At 56.2% G+C, this 18,242-nt stretch carries 20 protein-coding genes; 10 read left to right on the top strand and 10 right to left on the bottom strand.

Annotated features, from left to right (window positions below; genetic code table 11):
- Positions 1-155: 155 nt before the first annotated feature.
- Complete coding sequence (locus tag ACR9Y2_RS03280; protein ID WP_435039619.1) at positions 156-818, bottom strand: recombinase family protein; 663 nt, start codon at positions 816-818, stop codon at positions 156-158.
- Positions 819-952: 134 nt separating this feature from the next.
- Here ACR9Y2_RS03280 and ACR9Y2_RS03275 point away from each other — a divergent pair, with 134 nt between their 5' ends.
- Both ACR9Y2_RS03275 and ACR9Y2_RS03270 read left to right on the top strand, forming a co-directional pair.
- A complete protein-coding gene (locus ACR9Y2_RS03275; protein ID WP_435039618.1) occupies positions 953-2,074 on the top strand; it encodes a pentapeptide repeat-containing protein in 1,122 nt (373 codons plus the stop codon).
- Positions 2,075-2,084: 10 nt separating this feature from the next.
- Positions 2,085-3,017 (top strand): hypothetical protein, encoded by a 933-nt coding sequence (locus ACR9Y2_RS03270; RefSeq protein WP_435039617.1) that lies wholly within the window; start codon positions 2,085-2,087, stop codon positions 3,015-3,017.
- Positions 3,018-3,383: 366 nt separating this feature from the next.
- Here the strand turns inward: ACR9Y2_RS03270 and ACR9Y2_RS03265 are convergent, their stop codons facing one another.
- Both ACR9Y2_RS03265 and ACR9Y2_RS03260 read right to left on the bottom strand, forming a co-directional pair.
- Positions 3,384-3,980, bottom strand: a complete 597-nt coding sequence (locus ACR9Y2_RS03265; RefSeq protein WP_435039616.1) for a hypothetical protein — start codon at positions 3,978-3,980, stop codon at positions 3,384-3,386.
- A 367-nt stretch (positions 3,981-4,347) separates the two neighbouring features.
- A complete protein-coding gene (locus ACR9Y2_RS03260) occupies positions 4,348-4,662 on the bottom strand; it encodes a hypothetical protein (RefSeq protein ID WP_435039615.1) in 315 nt (104 codons plus the stop codon).
- Positions 4,663-4,792: 130 nt separating this feature from the next.
- On the opposite strand from ACR9Y2_RS03260, the gene ACR9Y2_RS03255 reads away from it, so the two are divergent.
- From ACR9Y2_RS03255 to ACR9Y2_RS03225, 7 genes are all read left to right on the top strand, one after another.
- A complete protein-coding gene (locus ACR9Y2_RS03255) occupies positions 4,793-6,190 on the top strand; it encodes an AlbA family DNA-binding domain-containing protein (protein WP_435039613.1) in 1,398 nt (465 codons plus the stop codon).
- 378 nt (positions 6,191-6,568) lie between these two features.
- Positions 6,569-7,882, top strand: a complete 1,314-nt coding sequence (locus tag ACR9Y2_RS03250) for a type I restriction enzyme endonuclease domain-containing protein (protein ID WP_435039612.1) — start codon at positions 6,569-6,571, stop codon at positions 7,880-7,882.
- Between the two features lie 4 nt (positions 7,883-7,886).
- The gene (locus ACR9Y2_RS03245) at positions 7,887-8,765 is read left to right on the top strand and encodes a TIR domain-containing protein (RefSeq protein WP_435039611.1); all 879 of its coding nucleotides are present in this window, start codon (positions 7,887-7,889) and stop codon (positions 8,763-8,765) included.
- 73 nt (positions 8,766-8,838) lie between these two features.
- Complete coding sequence (locus tag ACR9Y2_RS03240; RefSeq protein WP_435039609.1) at positions 8,839-9,729, top strand: hypothetical protein; 891 nt, start codon at positions 8,839-8,841, stop codon at positions 9,727-9,729.
- Positions 9,730-9,770: 41 nt separating this feature from the next.
- Positions 9,771-10,784 carry an HNH endonuclease gene (locus ACR9Y2_RS03235; protein ID WP_435039608.1) on the top strand — a complete coding sequence of 338 codons (1,014 nt, stop codon included), beginning with the start codon at positions 9,771-9,773 and terminating at the stop codon, positions 10,782-10,784.
- Positions 10,768-11,388, top strand: a complete 621-nt coding sequence (locus ACR9Y2_RS03230; RefSeq protein ID WP_435039607.1) for a class I SAM-dependent methyltransferase — start codon at positions 10,768-10,770, stop codon at positions 11,386-11,388. Before ACR9Y2_RS03235 ends, ACR9Y2_RS03230 begins: the two co-directional genes overlap by 17 nt.
- A complete protein-coding gene (locus ACR9Y2_RS03225) occupies positions 11,318-11,992 on the top strand; it encodes a GIY-YIG nuclease family protein (RefSeq protein WP_435039605.1) in 675 nt (224 codons plus the stop codon). Before ACR9Y2_RS03230 ends, ACR9Y2_RS03225 begins: the two co-directional genes overlap by 71 nt.
- Before the next feature lie 24 nt (positions 11,993-12,016).
- Here ACR9Y2_RS03225 and ACR9Y2_RS03220 read toward each other — a convergent pair whose 3' ends face one another.
- The 4 genes from ACR9Y2_RS03220 to ACR9Y2_RS03205 all read right to left on the bottom strand — a co-directional run bounded on the left by ACR9Y2_RS03220 (position 12,017) and on the right by ACR9Y2_RS03205 (position 15,306).
- Complete coding sequence (locus ACR9Y2_RS03220) at positions 12,017-12,958, bottom strand: HNH endonuclease (protein ID WP_435039604.1); 942 nt, start codon at positions 12,956-12,958, stop codon at positions 12,017-12,019.
- A gap of 47 nt (positions 12,959-13,005) precedes the next feature.
- Entirely contained in the window at positions 13,006-14,112 is a 1,107-nt protein-coding gene (locus ACR9Y2_RS03215; protein WP_435039602.1) for a hypothetical protein, read from the bottom strand.
- Between the two features lie 125 nt (positions 14,113-14,237).
- Positions 14,238-14,618, bottom strand: a complete 381-nt coding sequence (locus ACR9Y2_RS03210; RefSeq protein ID WP_435039601.1) for a helix-turn-helix transcriptional regulator — start codon at positions 14,616-14,618, stop codon at positions 14,238-14,240.
- 49 nt (positions 14,619-14,667) lie between these two features.
- Positions 14,668-15,306, bottom strand: coding sequence for a cation transporter (locus ACR9Y2_RS03205; protein ID WP_435039599.1), 639 nt, complete (start codon positions 15,304-15,306; stop codon positions 14,668-14,670).
- A gap of 188 nt (positions 15,307-15,494) precedes the next feature.
- Between ACR9Y2_RS03205 and ACR9Y2_RS03200 the strand changes: the two genes are divergently transcribed.
- Positions 15,495-15,821: a YkvA family protein gene (locus ACR9Y2_RS03200; protein WP_435039598.1), complete on the top strand. Its 327-nt coding sequence runs from the start codon at positions 15,495-15,497 to the stop codon at positions 15,819-15,821.
- Here the strand turns inward: ACR9Y2_RS03200 and ACR9Y2_RS03195 are convergent.
- The 3 genes from ACR9Y2_RS03195 to ACR9Y2_RS03185 form a co-directional block, all read right to left on the bottom strand.
- Complete coding sequence (locus ACR9Y2_RS03195; protein ID WP_435044908.1) at positions 15,719-16,366, bottom strand: hypothetical protein; 648 nt, start codon at positions 16,364-16,366, stop codon at positions 15,719-15,721. The two genes, ACR9Y2_RS03200 and ACR9Y2_RS03195, sit on opposite strands and share 103 nt — an antisense overlap.
- A gap of 187 nt (positions 16,367-16,553) precedes the next feature.
- Positions 16,554-16,934, bottom strand: a complete 381-nt coding sequence (locus tag ACR9Y2_RS03190; protein ID WP_435039597.1) for a helix-turn-helix transcriptional regulator — start codon at positions 16,932-16,934, stop codon at positions 16,554-16,556.
- A 149-nt stretch (positions 16,935-17,083) separates the two neighbouring features.
- Entirely contained in the window at positions 17,084-17,428 is a 345-nt protein-coding gene (locus ACR9Y2_RS03185) for a hypothetical protein (RefSeq protein ID WP_435039596.1), read from the bottom strand.
- Positions 17,429-18,242 lie beyond the last annotated feature (814 nt).

The raw sequence follows: 18,242 nt of genomic DNA, 5'->3' as shown, positions 1-18,242 counted from the left end.
AGCGCCTCGATGCGTGTCTATACGAAATCCAAGAGAGCTCGGCTGGATTTCAGGTCTCAGCAAGAAGGCTGAGACCACGTTAACGCACATAGACCTCCGGGAACGGTCGGAGATCCGGGAGGTTGTCTGTCCGGAAAATCGTCAGTTCCGTACGCCTATGCGGCGATGGTTTTTCTCTTGCGTTTGCTTCGCTGAACGGCTTTCTCCACCGGGACAGTTTCCGTACAGGTCGCAGGGGCAGTTTGGCGATACGAGTCCAGGGCGGTCATAGCCGGGATGCCGAGCTTCTTTCCGATCGCACGCCAGGACAGACTTTCCTGATCCCGGAGTCTCACAACCTCGTCCCGCCGAAAGATCCGCTTCGGTCTGCCCACAATCTTCCCGGCAGCTTGAGCAGCCTTGATGCCGGACAGCGTGCGCTCCCTGATCATCTCCCGCTCGAACTCGGCAACGCTGGCGAGAATCTGAAGCAACAGGCGACTGGTGGGGTTCTTCTCATCCGTGTCGAGCGATTGGCTGGTAGCGATGAACCTCACGCCGTAGCTGGTGAGCGCCGCCAACTGCTGATTCAGGTGGAGCACGGAGCGGCCAAAGCGGTCAATCTTCCAGACCGCCACGGCGTCGAACTTATGCTGTGCGGCGTCGGTCATTAGGCGATCAAGTGCCGGGCGGCTGGCCTTTGCGCCCGAGAACCCGGTGTCGATATACTCGCCGCCGCTCTTCCAGTCACGCCGTGAGATGTATTCCCGCAACTCCCGCAACTGCATCTCACAGTTCTGATCGGTGGTGCTGACTCGGGCGTACAGGGCGCAACGCATTCTTACTATCGTACACTATTTTCGTACACCTGTCAACTGACCTGAGAAGGTCGTCGTCACCGTCATTTTTCAACCGTGACGCCCACTCGCCGAGGACTCGATTCAATTCTCGCTGGCGCTCGGTTCAGTAACGATTGTGGGCACTGACGGTTGCGACGTTGGGTGACGGTGGCGTACAGTTGACGGCAATGTCGGACCCAGAGCACGTTAGGCTCTTCACTGCTGGTAGGGACGTCTGGAACGATTGGCGCTCAGCCAACCCCCAGATCGCACCCGATTTATGTGGGACGATGTTAGCCACAGGGGTCACCTACGAAAACGTCAACTTCTCCGACGTGGATCTGTCTAACTGCAACTTTTCACGTTGTCATATTCGCAGTTGCGATTTCACCAGAGCCAAGCTGATATGGGCCAGTTTCGACGGTGCCAAGATCGTGAAGTCAAACTTCGCTGGAGCAGACCTTACGAACGCCGAATGTGTTAACGCTTACGTTTTAGAATGTGATTTCTCATACAGCAAGCTCGACCGAGTGAATTTCACCCTCGCCACGATTCACAGTAGCGTCTTGAATAGTGCCGAAGTACTGAACGCAAATTTAGATCACTGTCGGTTCGTGCAGGTGGACGTAGAAGGCGCAATCTTTCGGGCGTGCCATGTTCACGGAGTCTCTGCGTGGTGCCTAGAAGGAACGCCAGGACTTCAGCAGAACCTGTACATAAATCGAGATGAACAACCAAGTGTGACAGTAGACAATCTCGAAGTCGCCCAATTCATTTACCTCCTTCTCAACAACGAGAAGATCCGCCACGTCGTCGAAACCATCACTTCCAAAGTCGTCCTCATACTTGGTCGCTTCACACCGGAGCGCAAGGTCGTCCTCGACGCAATCCGTGACGAACTGCGAAAGCGGGACTACCTGCCCGTCCTGTTCGACTTCGAAAAGCCATCAAACAGAGATATCACCGAGACCGTCTCGACGCTAGCGCACATGGCTCGGTTCGTGATCGCAGATATCACCGATGCGAAGAGCATTCCGCAAGAGTTGATGCTAATCGTTCCGGCGCTGCCGTCAGTTCCCGTTCAGCCGCTTCTTCTGGCCTCTCAGCAGGAGTACGGCATGTTCGAGCACTTCAAGCGATATCCGTGGGTGCTGGAACCGTTTTTTTATGAAAATCTGGGAGGTTTGCTGGCGATGCTGACCGAGAGGGTGATCGGACCCGCAGAGACAAGGGCCCGAGAGCAGACTGCCTCGTGAATTGGACACCATGAGCTACGATCCTGAAGAAGCTCGGATGGAAGCCGCCCGAGAGGAGTACGAAGCTGAGATTGGCGCTCAGTACCTCCGAGAGTTCGGCTATGAGCTATATCCCGAGCACTACGCAGAGGCCATTACGGAGTTCACATCAGAACGGCTACAGTCCTACTACGTAGCCAATCCGAACCTCGGCTTACCAGCAATCGAGGCAATGATGGAGGCCAGAGAACTACGGACATCCCATCCGAGACCATCTCTTGTCCTGGCTACCACAGCACTGGAACTAGCCGTCAAGGTTGTCCTACTGAAACCCATTGTCTTTGGTCTCGTGCACATCGAAGGACTGGCTGGTTTCATCACTGAACTCGCAATAAAGCATACGGGGATGGAGCGCTTTCGGGACCTCCTGGCCGCAATACTCGCCCAGTTCGGGGGAGTGGACCTGAAGACCTACACTCGACCAGACTCAACACGGACACTATGGGTGGAGATGGAGCATGTCCAATCCAAGCGGAACGGGGCGATTCATCGTGGCGACGAGGTTCAGCCGTGCGACGCAGTGCTGTCAATCGACATCGCCAGCACACTACTGAATGTCATCTTTCCTCAAGTGCTTTTGAGACTCGGCCTTCACTTACACGAACCGGGAATCATCTGCGGCAAACTCCACGGCGTCTCGGTTTCCGCATACTTCACGATCCCTAGCCGTGCTCAATCAGCAATGGGTCGGGTGATATTGGATTTGGAGGCGCTGGACCTCGACAACATGCCGCCAACGATCTCGGGGCGACTCGGGCCGGAGTTCCCGGAAGAAGATCGGCTGTCGCTTCGGTCACTTCAGCCTGTGCCGATGTGGATCACATCCACCTTAGTGCATTACGAGGTCAGTTTCCTTCCCGATTCGGACCAATTCACCGGAACCAGATCAACGTCATTTGAGTGACCGAGAACGGTCTGTCCTGGCTGCTTCTCTTTCATTCACCTAGGAGCCTTCGCCAATCCACAATAGGCAAGAGTTATGCTGGTGATCTATGGGAAAGCGGACATCGCCATCCGATCCCCAGGAGCGCCCCTACAAGACTACTGGCCGGCAGCTGCCGGCCAGCTATCACAGCCGAGAACCCGATGTCCACGTACTCCCCTGCGTTCTGCCCGCCACGCACTGAGACCTACCGACGACGTCGCCGAAGATGTAGTTCGCAATTTCGACCCGTGGAGCGAACTCAGGCGTGGACGGCGCAGCGCAGACGTTTATCGCAGGCCATTTGCGTAGAGAGGTGACCGCCCCTTGGATGGGATCTCGGGGCGTTCAATCGGCCGCATTCTTGGGGTGTCGGGTGAACTCAATCAACGCAGATGATTGCTGCGCCGTCTGCATTTTGGCAAAGAAGGCCCTTTTCACGAAGTCCTCGTAGTTGCTCCGCAGCACCAGCCCCTTCGTTGGACTACAAAGGGATACCTGTTCCATCCAGACGGGTTTTAGCTTCCCGATGAAGAGATGAAACGCAAGGCCCGGAATGAGGAAGAGATAGCTGTGGTACGACCCGGTTCTCCCTCCAGTCGGAGTTACCAGAGTTGTCGCCGTGAGCGTAGGGTCGTCGCACACATTGAGAGCCAATGCGATATTGCCCGGGATGGCCGCATTCCCGAGCAGGTAGCTCCGCAGTGCCGACATATACACATCACCGAATCCCAAGCGCTCCACCTTCTGACCTTCGATCCTCCACTCGGTTACAGCGCCCCGCCAGAATACGCTCAGGGAGAAATACGCTAACTGACCAAAATCAACTTCGGAAACCTCACTTGCGGCGTAGATGCGTGCACCGTCTCGAAGGGCAACGGGCGCATGGCGGTCAAGGGCGGTCAACAATCGAAATGAGCCGCTTCCACGGTAGATTTGCTTCATCGTCCAGGCTTCACCATTCCGACAGAATCGCTGTTCACACTCCTGGCAAAGCAGGTGCTTCGTAAATTGTCGGTCCGTGTTTCGAGCCGAATCGGAACCGATGATGATGGGGCTGCGAATAGCACCAGTCGTCGCTCGGACATATCGGTACAGGGCCTTTGGTAGAAAGTGGCTGTCCTGTAGATCCCGCTCTTTGCGGCACAAGGCGCAGACACCGAACAGAGCCGCCATTGTCACTGCGCCCCTTTCAAGCCTTCAAAGAGCAGTCCATGATCGTTCGGCGAGTGGCGACGTGGAGTTGTTTGCGGTGGTGGTTCCGTTTCCAGGTGGAGGTCGAGGCACTGCTCCTGTTCAGTTTGGGGGTCTCCTAGAATTGGAACCCACCCATCGCCCTCGCAGCATGGATGGTCCGTGGGATCTGCCAGGCTTCCACGTTCAGGCCAATGTTCGTAAACCAGACGTCGCCAGTAGCCTCATTGATTGTGGGGGTTGTCGTACCAAGCCACTCTCTGATCTGAGTGGTGTTCTCAGAAGGCCAACCTGTTGCTTCTAGGTCGGTGAAGTACTTCATCATTTGCTGAATGGCCTGTTCGGAGTTCTCAGCGAAGGCGGAGAAGAGCACAATGGACGTTCCGCCCTCATTCATCCGCACATTGGGCAAGGCCCACGAGAAAACCTTCATACCGCCAGTCATTCAGAATCGGCGGTGATGGTGCAAGTGGAGCGAATGCGTAGCGGTTGAATTTCGCCTTGTCCCCTCAATCAGGATTGGATGAAGTACCATCTGCCTTGAGTCCGATAGGTGCGACTTTATGACTGGCCCCCATTTCAACCCGTTCGCCAATGAGCCGAGTGCGGTAACAGGCTCCGAGCTCGCAATCCTGAAGACCGTGGAGGAGGGATGGTTCGTTGACTACAAAGGAGAATGCCCTGCTATCGAAAAGCTGGCGAAGCACATCTCGGCGTTTGCCAACCAGCGTGGTGGATGGCTGTTCATTGGAATCGACGAAGACAGGCAGACTCGAAGGGCCGGGTCCTTTCGGGGCATCCCCATTTCTGAACTCGCTTTGATCCTGGATCGTGTCAGGAATGCAGTCAATCAGTACGTCTCTCCATCGCTTCACTACTCTGTCCACACCATCCATGGCCCTTGCGCCGAAATTGGGCTTGAGGCGGCACGAGTTATCTTGGTGGTCTCCGTCCCCGAAGGCTCGAACCCGCCGTACATCCACAAGAGTGGGCGAATCTATAGGCGGGAGGGGGATAGCTCCGAACCAAAGGCTGAGAATGACCGGATCGTGCTGGACGAAATGTGGAGGAAGACCGAGAGGGCGAATGCTCGGCTACTGAGGTTCTTTGATGAAGCCCCCAAACGAGCATCACAGGGCGGGCAGACTCTGATCTCGCACTTCTTCATACTTCATGACCCCTTCTTCGTTGAGCCACCACGCTCAATCGGCCGAAAACGGTTCGTGGAATTAGTCACCGCCACAACCACCAACGATCTTTCATTGTCCTTGGATATGGTGCAGCCAACGTTGGATGGTTTTTACGCAAAGGCGGTGCAGTCGAATAATCCGCTCTCCTCGCTGCCCTCCCTTCGGTGGTGGAATGGAGGCAATTTCCGACTCTCGGTCCCGATGTCGCCGCTGATCCCCGTCGCAAGACAACGGTCACAGCTTGAAGACTCCTTCTTTGAGTCTGCACAGCCGGCGACTGGAGGTCGGTTCCGCCCCTACGACATCGGCATTTGGGTGGCGCTGATGAGTGCCTTGCTCAAGATCTACGCAAGGATTCGGAGGGAGGCTCAGATCGACGGCTCAGCCCAGACGAAATTGATCATCCGGGAGACGGAAGGCATGACCCCGTACCTGGAACTTCCTTCCTACGTAAAAGCTGTGACCGAGGGTTTCCTGCCTGTTGTCGAAGAGCAGAACATCGAAATCCCTTCAAGGACGGATGATCGGATCGTTCAGCAAGTAGCGATTCGTGCCGACGTGGACGGCGATGACAGCTCATGGTTAGCTTTCGTCCCGGAGCTTGTACTTGCGGTGAAGGCCATGGGTTTGCCCTTAAGCCCACCGAAGGATCTCTCGGAAGCAGAGGAACGAGATGTCGTCGTCAAGTTCCTTAAGGCAGTTGAAAAGTCGATCCAGAAGAGCATGGAGCCGACGAAGTACTACGCCTCAAAAAGTGCCCTGATGGGCTGACTGGGGTCCATCCCTATGTTCTTAGCGCACAGCTGCCCAATGCAGGCCAACTAGCGGAACGACGGTCCCAGAAAGCTGTCGTAGCATCCTAGCGATTTCCTGAAGGCGGGCGTCCTTCGAAGTGGCGATTGCTTGTCTGGCGATTTCAGGTGGGCACTACGGCTTACTCTGCGACGTGACCTGGCAGTCCTGGCAGGGGGCAATTGGCAGTGTTTTTCGGAAATGGGTTCCCATCCAAGGCCGTAGTACCAACCGCCCCGCCTGTCGCCCCGGAGGGAAATTTCGGTTCACGATATAGTTTTCAAAAGTGGGACTCCTGGCCGGAATCCTGCGGTGGGACTCCTGGACGACATTGGCCTCAAGCTAGACTGGTTCGAGATGGCAGAGTTCCTTGTCACCGCCGATGAATGCCAGCCTGTGCGGCACGTCGAGATCGTTGACCAGCGCCGTGTCGTGTTCGTGTGCGCCATTTGGATCACCGGGTTCGACGTGCCTTCGTGCTCCACCATCTACCTTGACAAGCCGATGAAGAACCACACGCTCATGCAGACCATCGCAAGGGCCAACCGAGTGTGGAAGGACAAACAGAACGGCCTGATCGTGGACTACGTGGGCGTGTTCCGCAATCTTCAGAAGGCACTGGCTATCTATGGGGCACCACAGGACGGCGGCGGTCCAGGTGATACGCCGATCCACGACAAGAGCGAACTGGTGCGGCAACTGCGGGAAGCCATTGCTACCACCACGAGCTTCTGTCTGGAGCGAAAGGTCAACCCGGCAGCGATCCGGGATGCCCGAGGCTTCGAGCGGGAGAAGTTGAAAGACGACGCCGTTGCCGCTTTGGTGGTGGACGACGAGACGAGAGCGCAATACCTGAATCTGGCGACTGCGGTGGGTGCGCTGTTCAAGTCGCTCCTACCGGATGCCTCAGCTTTCGAGTTCAGCCCAGTCTGCAACGTGTTCAAAGTGGTGGCCGAGAAGATCCGGTCGGAGCTTCCGGTCGTGGACATCTCGGCGGTGATGGGTGAAGTCGAAGCCCTACTCAACAAATCCATCGCAGCGGACGGCTACGTAATGCCGCCCGTCTCCAACGACCCGGCCCGGTACATCGACTTGAGCCAGATTGACTTCGAGGCGCTGAAGGCGCAGTTCGAGAAGGGGCGGAAAGCTGTCGAGGTTCAGAAGCTCCGTGCCAGGATTGCCGTCAAGCTGGCCCAGATGGTCAAGCTGAACCGAACACGGATCGACTTCCTCGCAGAGTTCCAGAAGATGATTGACGAGTACAACGCTGGCTCATCAAATGCGGAGACGTTCTTCACCAAGCTGATGGCGTTCACGAAGAAGCTGAATGCGGAAGAGAAGCGTGGCATTGCCGAGAACCTGGCCGAAGAGGAACTGGTGATCTTCGATCTGCTGACGAAGCCTGAAGTTGCGCTCACTGAGCTTGAGACGGCTGATGTGAAAAAGGTGGCGAAGGCGCTGCTGGCGAAGTTGAAGCAGGAGAAGCTCGTACTCGATTGGCGGAAACAGCAGACGACCAGAGCGATGGTCTTCGTCACGATCCAGGACATCCTGAACGAGCTTCCGAGAGCGTACTCGAAGGAGCTTTACGAGGCGAAGTGCGATGTGGTCTACCAGCACTTCCATGAGGCGTACTTGGGGCAGGGACGGAGCGTTTACGGATTGAATTGACGAAATGAGAGACGAGATGCCGCCAAACCGAATCACTGCGATTACCCGGTCAGACGTCCTGGATTACCTGCTGCTGCGGAAACAGCCCTTCTACGGAAACCTCGACTTGATGAGCTTCCTAAAACGGGTATGGAGCCTTTCGCAGATGCCCTCCACCGACAGCCGTTTTGAGAATGCTGAAGGCGACATCTGGCAGCACATGGTCAACAACGATGATTGGTCGTATTCCGACCTATTGAACAATCGGCTGGATCTTCTCTCCTGCGAAGACGAGACGTTCATCGGATTTGTAGAAATGTGCGTTCACCCAATACTGCGCCTCGACGCAGAGGTTCAGGCTGAGACCGTCGAGATCTTCAACAGCTTGCTTGGACCTGACGGCCTAACGCTCATTGAAGATACCCACATCTCAGGAAGACCTGTCTACAAGGTCCGGGGAGTTGGAGGTCACACGAACCCGCACGAACGGGCATACGAAATCGTATTGTCATTCGCTGGTGAACAACGAGAATACGTTCGAGAGGTCGCTGAACATCTGAAGGACAATGATGTCGTCGTGTTCTTCGATGAATACGAAGAAGCAACGATGTGGGGAAAGCACTTGGCGGAACATCTGGCAACTGTCTACGGCGGCACTGCCCGATACTGCGTCATGTTCATCTCAAAGGAGTATGCCGAGAAAGTGTGGACGACCCATGAACGGCGTGTGGCGTTCGCCAAAGCCGTCACTGAGAAGAAGGAGTACGTCCTTCCGGCACGATTTGATGACACGGCAATTCCCGGCCTCAGCCCGGATGTTCACTACATCAGCCTTGAAAGTAAGACGCCAAGCGAACTTGCGGACTTGATTCTGCGGAAGCTCGGAAGGTTGAAGACACTATGAGCACGCCAATTATTTGGGGAAAGGGTTTACGTCCCGGACCCAGACGAAACGGGAGAGGAAGAGGACCGATAGGATGAGTACGACGATTCTCATCAGCCTCATTGGACTTGTCATCGCCCTTGTGAGCCTCGTCATCTCGAGAATCGTAACGAGACGAGTCAGTGTTCTGGTACATCGAGCGAGTTTTGTTGGCTCGGAAACTGAAAGTCAGTACTTCATCACGGTCACGAATCTGTCCTTGAATCGTGAAGTCGAGATTACACATGTCTGGTTTGATTTCCCGACGAAGGTTCACGTCCTCCGTGGCGACAGGCCGCTTCCGAAACGACTCAAAATGGACGAAGTGTGGTGTACGTGGGTGCCCGTTTCGACACTGCCAGACGTGACAGACAAGTCGGTATTCAAGTCCGCTCGTGTCCGATTGTCGAATGGGAGGGTGGTCAGGTCCAAACAGAACACCAAGGTTCCTTGCCTCGGAAGTGTGCCGGAAGGTGGAATTCCCGTAGCTCCGAGTGGAGCCATCAACTTCCCAATGAAGAATCTAGTAACTCCGCAAGTCGGGCGAAGCCGTGGAGCCGAGGTCGAACCGAGACGCATCATCGGCCTTCTCAAAGACCAGATCGCTCAAACTGTCGAGACCCTGCGCTTTGACGATCCCTCGGTCTATGGATGGTGGAATACAAGTCAGCGACTCTTGGAGGAGGCATTCGGACAACACTCACGTCAGGTAAACCACTTCGTTTGCGAAGTGAGCAATTACACCGAATCTGAAGAGGAGAGACAAGAGCGCCACGCCAGGACGATTGCAGAGAAGAAGGGGATGTTGAGGGCGTTTGTGAGGGAACTTGAGATGTTCCAGCCGAGTGTGTCTATGCCCCCCGACAAGCCGCTTTTACCTGACTCCCCTTCAGATCCGTCAAGGAATATCGAATCGCAACCACGACCAGGAGAACCGTTTAGCTAGATTTCTCCTTCGCCGACCGCTCCCAGCTAGACTGAACCGAGATGCCTGAATTCCTCGAACGGCAGCGTACTCCTGAAAACTACTGGAGGGCCGTCATCCTCTTTGGCCTGAATGTCGCATCGTACAAGTTCGCCCTCGCCAAGAGCCTCATCGAACTTGCCGTTCAGGAGAGGGAGTTCTTGAAGCTGGAGGAGTTGGCCGAGCCATTCTCACGGCACATCGTTGACCATCTTTCCAAAGCCCCCAAACAAGCCACGTCTGGCTCGAGCCGTTTCTTGGAATCGTGCAAGGGATTCGCAAACGGAACAGTCTCAAAGGATCAACTGATCGGGCAGACATCGAAGCTCGGGTTCAACAACGTCATCGACGCCTTCCACATCGTCAATCGAGGAGAGATCCCGATTCGATTCTTCGTGGACGAGCGAAACAACGGTGGCATTCGTTTGACGGAGGAGCTTCATCGGCTAGTGGAGAGAGTCCAGTTCGAGAACCTGCCACATGAAGTCGAAGCCCGATGGCGGCTGGTTGAAACAGCGTGGCAATTGAGGGTCGCCAGAGCAGCCCTGAACGTGCATGTCGATGGCGAAATGCTGGTGACCGTCGTAGGTGGACGAAGGGCGAATCTCACAAGTTGCCGGGATGCGCTCAATGGCTACCAGAAAGGCAAGTGTTTCTACTGCTTCAACGACATCTCGGTAGCGTCAACTTCAGCGCAGTTGGCCGACGTTGACCACTTCCATCCCAGGATGCTCGTGCAATCAGGTGTGCCGCTCAATTGGGACGGCGTGTGGAACCTCGTCCTGTCGTGCCGGGACTGCAATCGGGGTGTCGATGGCAAGTCCAGTCGATTGGCGCATCAGAAGTACCTCGAACGATTGGACACGAGGAACGAGTTCTTCATCACTAGCCATCATCCGCTTCGAGAAACACTGATGGCCCAGACTGGAGGATCGAGAGCAGAGCGTCATGACTTCTTGAATTCGGCATACTCATCGGCATGGGAATGGTTGATCCACACTTGGCAACCGAGGTTCGAGCATGAATCCGCCTTCTGACTACAGGACCTCAACGACGGCCTACTACGACACCCACGCTGCTGAGTTCTGCGAAAGCACCGCAACCGTGGACATGAGTGGCCTGTATGAGCCTTTCCTGGCCGAGATTCCCGCAGGTGGATTGATACTCGATGCTGGTAGCGGGTCAGGTCGTGATTCTCAGGCGTTCCTACGAATGGGCTATCGAGTTGTCGCTATTGACGCCTCGGTTGAGATGGTGAAGGCCACGTCCAAGCTGACCGGACTTCAAGCGAAGCTGCTGACCTTTGACGCCATCGACTTCCATGACGAGTTCGATGGCATTTGGGCGTGTGCCTCGCTCCTTCACATAGCACAAGCTGACCTGGCCTCTGCACTGGCTGGTTTGACGGGAGCGTTGAAGCCATTGGGCGTCCTCTACATGTCGTTCAAGCATGGCGCAACCGAAAGGCTTGAGAACGGGCGATTCTTCAACGACATGGATGAACCGCTGCTCGTAACGCTCATAGCCAATCAGCCAGAACTAGAACCAGTGCGACTTTGGATCACGGAGGATGTGCGGAATGAACGACGAGGTAGTCAACAGTGGATCAACGCTATCGTGCGCCGTCGAGAGTCATTGTGAGTTGGACATCCCGTTTTCCATTTGCGACGAACTCTTGAGGCCGGATCGCTTGTGGACGAGAGCCGAAATCCTCTCCCTCCCTTCCCCGGTTCCGAAAGCTCCCGGTGTCTACGCTTGGTACTTCCGCAACTTGCCGTCTACAGTACCAACCCCCGGCTGTGTTGTATTCGAGCAATTTCATCTGCTCTACGTCGGCATCTCACCTTCAGCGGTTCCCAAGAACGGTAAAGCTGCCAGCAAGCAGAGTCTCCGTCACCGAGTTCGCTACCACATGCAGGGAAATGCTGAAGGATCGACGTTGCGCTTTACGTTAGGCTGCATCTTGGCTGAGGAGTTGGGAGTCGAATTGCATCGAGTTGGAAGTGGCAAGCGGATGACGTTCTCTGTTGGCGAGACACTGCTCTCTCAATGGTTGGAGGAGAACGCCAGAGTCGCTTGGTGTGTTTGCCAGGAGCCGTGGAACCTCGAACACACACTTATCTCGTCGCTGCACCTTCCACTGAACCTGGATCAGAATGGCAGGAACGAGTTCTTCCCTATACTGTCTGCATTGCGAAGGGCGGCAAAGCTGAAGGCGAGGACATCGCCCGTTTTACTAAGGTGATCGACTTCACCGAGGTCGTCTTGGTCACCGAAACACGTTGTAGGCGTGGTACTCCAGATTCTCCAGTGACGGTCTCGCCCACGGCTCTGTCGGCTCACGGAGAACATTCTCTTCGAGCCTGTAGTATTCCTTCCCGTTCTCAAATTCCTCTTTGATCCTTCTGCTTACAACAACCCTGCGATCCTGCGGATCAACCGTCAGGTACCCTTCGTCAAACAACTTGTGAAGATCGGACCGGAGCAGCAATCCGTTCGAGACCTCGTGGCGCATGACCATCGAGTATGGCTTAATGTGGGCCGCTTCAAGCACTGGAAGCGTTCTTTCTCCAGTGATCGCACATTTCCTCGAATACGATTCCTTGACAAGCACTCGGAACAGTCCTTGGCCGAGGCGAGGATGAACGATCTGCGGCTTCCCGAATCCATTCGACTCGATGGCTGCGACCGTGGCAGTGTCCTGGTCTAGCAGGGAAGCGGGGCTACGCTTGAGGCGTTCGCAGATTGCATCCCATATCCGTCGCCCTGCCCCTTCCTCTGAATCGAAAGTCTTGCCGACCTGATTACTCACAGCAAATTCTGGTGGACGTGGAATCCACTCGGACTTAGGCCAGAAGAATGGCTCCGCAAGCATGATGCAGCCCACGTTCGGGTTGTCGGCGACTTGCATCGTTACGTTCCGGATGCGTGCGATCCGGGATCGAAACTCGGGGAGCGATCTCACGCCGTTCGCCTCACCGAATGTTTCCCATGCCATGTTGATGGGCATCTGAAGAAAGCGAGTGAAGAATCCGCCACCCGCAATTGAATCGTTCGGGGATTTCAATTTAAACAGTAGAAGTTCGCCGGGTTGAAGCACCTTGAAATTCGCCTCTGGTGAAGGCCGCCAAAAGTTCACTTCGTCAACGGATTGCTTCGATGCGTGGAGAGCGAACCAATCGTTATCGGTTACGGCGACGAATAGCTGCATGGCTCAGATCGTGACTGCACGGCGACGAATCGGTGGCGAGTACAACATCACAATTCTTCGACCTCACATGATTCCGCCCAATCGTCCAGGATGTCGGCCCGGAGCCGCTTCACGTAGTTCCCGACGTGCTGGATTTCCTTTCGCAGCGTTGAAAACGTCACAAGGCGGCACATCTGGTACATCGGCGGCGTCAGCTTTGAAAAGGTCGGCCTGTTGACCTCGGCAATCACTTTGTCACGGCGTTCGTCCGGGGCCACTATGAACAACGGGATGCTTAGGTTCGGCTGCATCGAGATAAGATCCGATAGCCGCAAAAGTCCTGAATAGATCGAAGTGGTGCTTTCAATCTCGAATGCCGCCACGATGGAGTGTTTCTGGAGCCAGAGAACGTCGATCAATTCGATGGTCTTGTTTGTGGCGTCGTCAAACTGAATGGGAAGCTCCGATTTCAACCTCGGGAGTTCGGTGAACCTGCTGCCGTTGATTTCCCGGTTCCGGTCGTTACGTGCTACCCAAACGTCCAGGCCCATATCGTTGCCGAGTTTCGCCAACAACCACTGAATTTCGTTGTGCGCCGAGGTTTCTTTTGCGGCGGGTTGTCCCGGCTCATCCTGCGGTTCGCTCTCAGGCACGGTCACCGTTCCCACCCTGGACTTCAACGCTGTCGGGCGGCGTGCCAATTTCTTTGGGTCGAATGGGCGAGAGATCGGTCGCTGCTTGGCATCGTGGATCGCCTGGAGAATGATTTCACCGTCCGTGTCTTTCCATTTCGCTGGAGCCGCCCTGACGTACCCCGTCCACGATGACGGACCCTTTTCAGGATCGAAGATGCTCAGGCGATCCTTCAGATCGAGAATCGGTATGGCCGTATCGGGGGTGAGCACTTCGATAGGCTTGACGCCGAGCCGACAGGGAAACACATCATCCTTCCAAATCAGCTTCGTGTTGTCCTTGTAAGGCGCTTTGACAACTTCAAGAACCCCGATGAATCTGGAGATCCCCGTCAAATAGCAGAGAAGGTAGTCTCCCACCCGAACCTGCTGCACTGTTTTCCATCGACTCTCCGGGAAGCCAGAGACAGTGCCGCCAGCCGCTATGAACTCCTTCCAGGTTGTTCCGGTGAAAAGGTCGAGCCAACATCCACGCTTGGTCATGTTTTTGGCGCTCAAGAGGCTATTAGAACACTTCGCATCCTCTGCTGGCTTCAATGGAACCGGGCTGGCCGCTTTCGTGTTCTGAGTCGTTGCCCGGAGAGCCGAGGCCATAGATTTGGGCGCACTTACCGCAATCCCGAACACGCATCGACCCACGACTCCACGTCCTGCCGCCGATAGCGAACCGCAGCGCCGATCTTCACGAACTTCGGCCCGGTACGGAAGAGCCGCCAAAGCCGAACACTGGCAACGCTCATCCTGACGATGGCGGCGACCTCGTGGTCATTCATCATTTCGGTCGGCTCGGGATGGGATTGTCGCCTGATCGGTGCCGGGTTGACCGCTGGCAGTTGTTTCTCGGCTGGCTTGGCAACGTCCTGTGCGGTAGGTCGCCGATTCTCGCTCTCCAGTTCGGCAATACGCAGGTTCAGCCGCTCGATTTCCTTGAAGGCCATCAGATGTACTTCACGCAGGAGTTCGATGATCCTGGCTTGGTTGCTCTCCATGCCGCATTATCGCCGCCGCCGTCGCCGGAATCGGTTCACACGAGGAGCGTCAGTGGCATCCGCAGTCGCCGCAGCAAGCCTTTCCCCGAACTCCGTCCACGTCTTCTTTGGCGATGATCGGAACCATGACCAGCCCCGCCACCGGGTCGGCCCACCACCAGCCGAGCAGCGCATTCAGAAGCAACCCGCCCAACAGGATGGCCGACAGGTACGTGCAGAAGTCGGTCTGCCTGGAATCGGCTTGCATGGCCCCACTTCCGATTCCGGCAGCGACCCGGCGTTTGGCTCTCGCCAGCATCGGCATCACGATCACGGAGACGGCGGCGACGACAATGCCGGGGATGCTCCGCTCCGGGACAGCATGACCGATCAGACTGGAGCCGGATTCGTAGAAGATGTACGCCGCAAGCGCCATGAAGCAGCCGCCCACGATTCTCAACGTCGTCTGCTCGACCTGCTCACGTCGGGAATGGTCGAGATCATGATGGAGCCGCCACAGCAACGCCGCCCCGGAGGTCACTTCGATCAGGCTGTCCAGGCCGAAGCCGACGAGCGAGACGGACCCGGCGATTAACCCGGCGATGATGGACACCAAGCCTTCGACGCTGTTGTAGGCGAGGGTGAAGTATTCGAGCTTTTGGCCCCGGCGCACGAGCCTCTGCCGATCCTGGTCGCTGGCCGTCGCCATTGGTCCGTTATCCCGGAGCGCAGACGCTACAGGCGGCTGCGGCCTTCCGGGGATGCCGTGGGTCCACCGGGCGGCATGCGGCTCGTTTTGAGGCCATCTGTTCGCTCGTGGCGGGGTGTTTGGGCGGCGTTCCTGCTCGATCACGGTCAAGAGTGTTGTGGGCAGTGCTATGGTGAAGGCGAGATCCAATGTGGAGGCGGCTAAAGCTGGCGGCGACATCATTTCGGCGGGAGATCACGGTGTACCGATTAGTACGGCGGCACCCTCGGACGCCGAGGATGGCAAGAGTCCTGATCGGCGCTGCCGTGGCCTACGCCCTTTCCCCGATTGATCTCATCCCCGATTTCATTCCGGTTATCGGTCATCTTGAGGTTCATCAACAGGGCGCTGGACGGCTGCGTGAGTACGCATGTCAAACCTTCTCCTGTCTCGTGAACTTGAACGGCATCATCTCCGTTGCCTCGGAGCACATCGTGCAGAAAGTCCGATATCTTGTTTGGTCTACACTCTCGTAGGTCAGTTCAAGTTCACTGCGCCCTCTTTGCCCTGCCTTTCGCAACTCCCGCTGAAGTTCCTGCCACCACAGCTTCGTCGGTCCGCCGCCAGCGGCAGGTGACCACAATGCAAAGATCTGCGCCTTGTCGTTGGCTCTCACAAACGAACGTGCGTCGAACGTGACCTCGGCATTCCCAATCTTGAGAACACTTGAAGAAATGTTGAAGGCAGGACCGTCACCGAGATTGCAGAGTCCAACAGATTCTATGCTTGTACCGCCAAAGTCAATGCTGACGACCTCAAGTGTCAGAATTGGCCGTTGTGCCACTTCGGTTTGCCGCTGAGATTCCGCAAGCTGCATCATCGACGTTTCAAGTTGCCGCTGCGTGGCCTTCCTGAGTTGATTCGTCTCCCATGTGTACCAGCCGACGATGAGAAACGTGGAGACAGATGCGGCGACGTACAGAGCGTCTTTGTCGATCAACTTCCAACTCACGAGAAAGTAGGCAACAGCACCTACACCGACTGCCAGTAGTGGGACAAGAGCCGCCAATTTGGGCTGCATGACGATCAAATCATATCAGCGTCAAGTGGGAGTCATCCCCGGATGACGCCTGTATACATCGCTGGAGCCGCCCATTTGGATGGGGAATCTCAGAGGGCTTGGCAAGAAAAAGACCATAGGGACACAAGTTTCCCCCGCATGACCCGGTGTTGATCAAGGACCCCTGATCGCTTCAATTGGGCCTCGTTCAGTCCTGCTCCGAACACGAGTTGAGCCACGGCTGCACTTCTTCTCGCCTGTAGCGAACTGCCGAACCGAACTTCACGAACTTCGGCCCCTTGCGAAACAATCGCCAGCGAGCAACGCTGGCAACACTGAGGATTAGGTATTCAGCGACCTCCTTTTCGTTCAGCATCTCGGGCAGGTCTTGGAGAGATGGCGTCTTGGTCGGTGCCGGATGGACTACCCTCGGCGGCGTGACCACTGGTTTTGGGACAGGCTGCTCGATTGGAAGGCGGTACTGGTTCTCCAACTTGTCAATACTCATGTTGAGCCATTCAATTTCCATGAAGGCGACCAGGTGTACTTCTCGCAGAAGCTCGATGATACTGGCTTGGTTTGAGTCCATGCAGGCATTATGGCCGTCGCCGTCGCCGGGGATGCTGCGGGGTCCACCGGACGGCTGAGGATGCGTCCTGGGGCCTCTGTGCGCTCGTGGCGGCTGTTGTGGCGATTGCACATACTCCACGGACCACAATCTGGGTCTCCTCGGTCAATCTATTCTTGGGCCATCAAAGCGCAAGCCGCCGCCAGTTCCGCCACCTTCAGATTGGAGGTTGCGGGGGAAGCCGCCGCTTTGCTAACGCATGACTTCATCTCTACGGCCCGTAGCTTGAATTCACCCATCGAACCAAACGGTTTCTTGGCGATCTTTGCCACGAAATCTGCCGACGTTGCGAGACGATCCCCGTCGCTGGCTAGGTTCCAATCTGCCGCTGTGCTGCTGTGCAGCGTGCCACCCTCAAACCACTCAGGCACTTTGGTGGCGGTGCTGCCGCAGCCGATCTGAACCAGACCGGAAGCGATCAAGACGAGGATGGCGATTGGGTGGGCTGATCTCATACGGGCGTTGGGCCTTCTAAAGCTATGATCGGCAGACTCTCACCATTCCAACAGTCCGAAGCTGAGTGAGGTTCTCAGTCGAGATTTGGCTGTTGTGGGATCTGTCGAGCACATCCCCGGAGACCTGCTCGAATTCTATGCCTCGGGCAGACTCCCCGAACCAGAAATCGCACCACTGTAAGAGCACCTGCTGGTTTGCGGCAACCGCAAGGCTGCAAGCTGAGGAGGATATGGAGGAACACGACGAGGGGTCCGTTGATCGTTCTGCGTCCGACCAGTGAATCTCGGAAAGAGAGACGGGCATGGCGACTCTTCCGAAACCCGGCTCAATTCGAGCCGTCGAACGAACCGGGAGTTAGCCATGTGTAACCATCCTCCTACGGCAGTCATTCTCTTCGGCCTTCTCGCCATCGTTCCATCCGTCCCTTTGATCGGTGCTGAATCCTCGGCAAAGGCATCCACTCGGCAAAGGCGTCCACCCAGCAAATCTCTTCACAGCCGGAAGTGATCCGGGATCGTCTCGGCAGAATGCTCGGCACCTTCCGACCCACATACAACGGGCGGCTGGAGGCCCGATCCCGGCTCGGGGCGTTGCTCGGGACCTACGACCCAAAGACGAACGTGACTCGTGACCGTATTGGCCGGATGCTCACAACGGGCAATACGCTGTCCGCATTGGTGGTCGGTTCAGCACAGACCGGAAAGTGATTGGCCTTCACCACGAATCAACGTCTCGGACAACACCTGCCCCTGATCCCTCCTCGACTGCGGCTAACGTCTTTGACCAGTGCCGCCGATTGATGACCGAACACGA

It is taken from the genome of Paludibaculum fermentans, from assembly GCF_051172195.1.
Lineage (GTDB): Bacteria > Acidobacteriota > Terriglobia > Bryobacterales > Bryobacteraceae > Paludibaculum > Paludibaculum fermentans_A.
The sequence above is the reverse complement of the archived record's forward strand: the minus strand, read 5'-3'. Positions and strand labels throughout refer to the sequence as shown.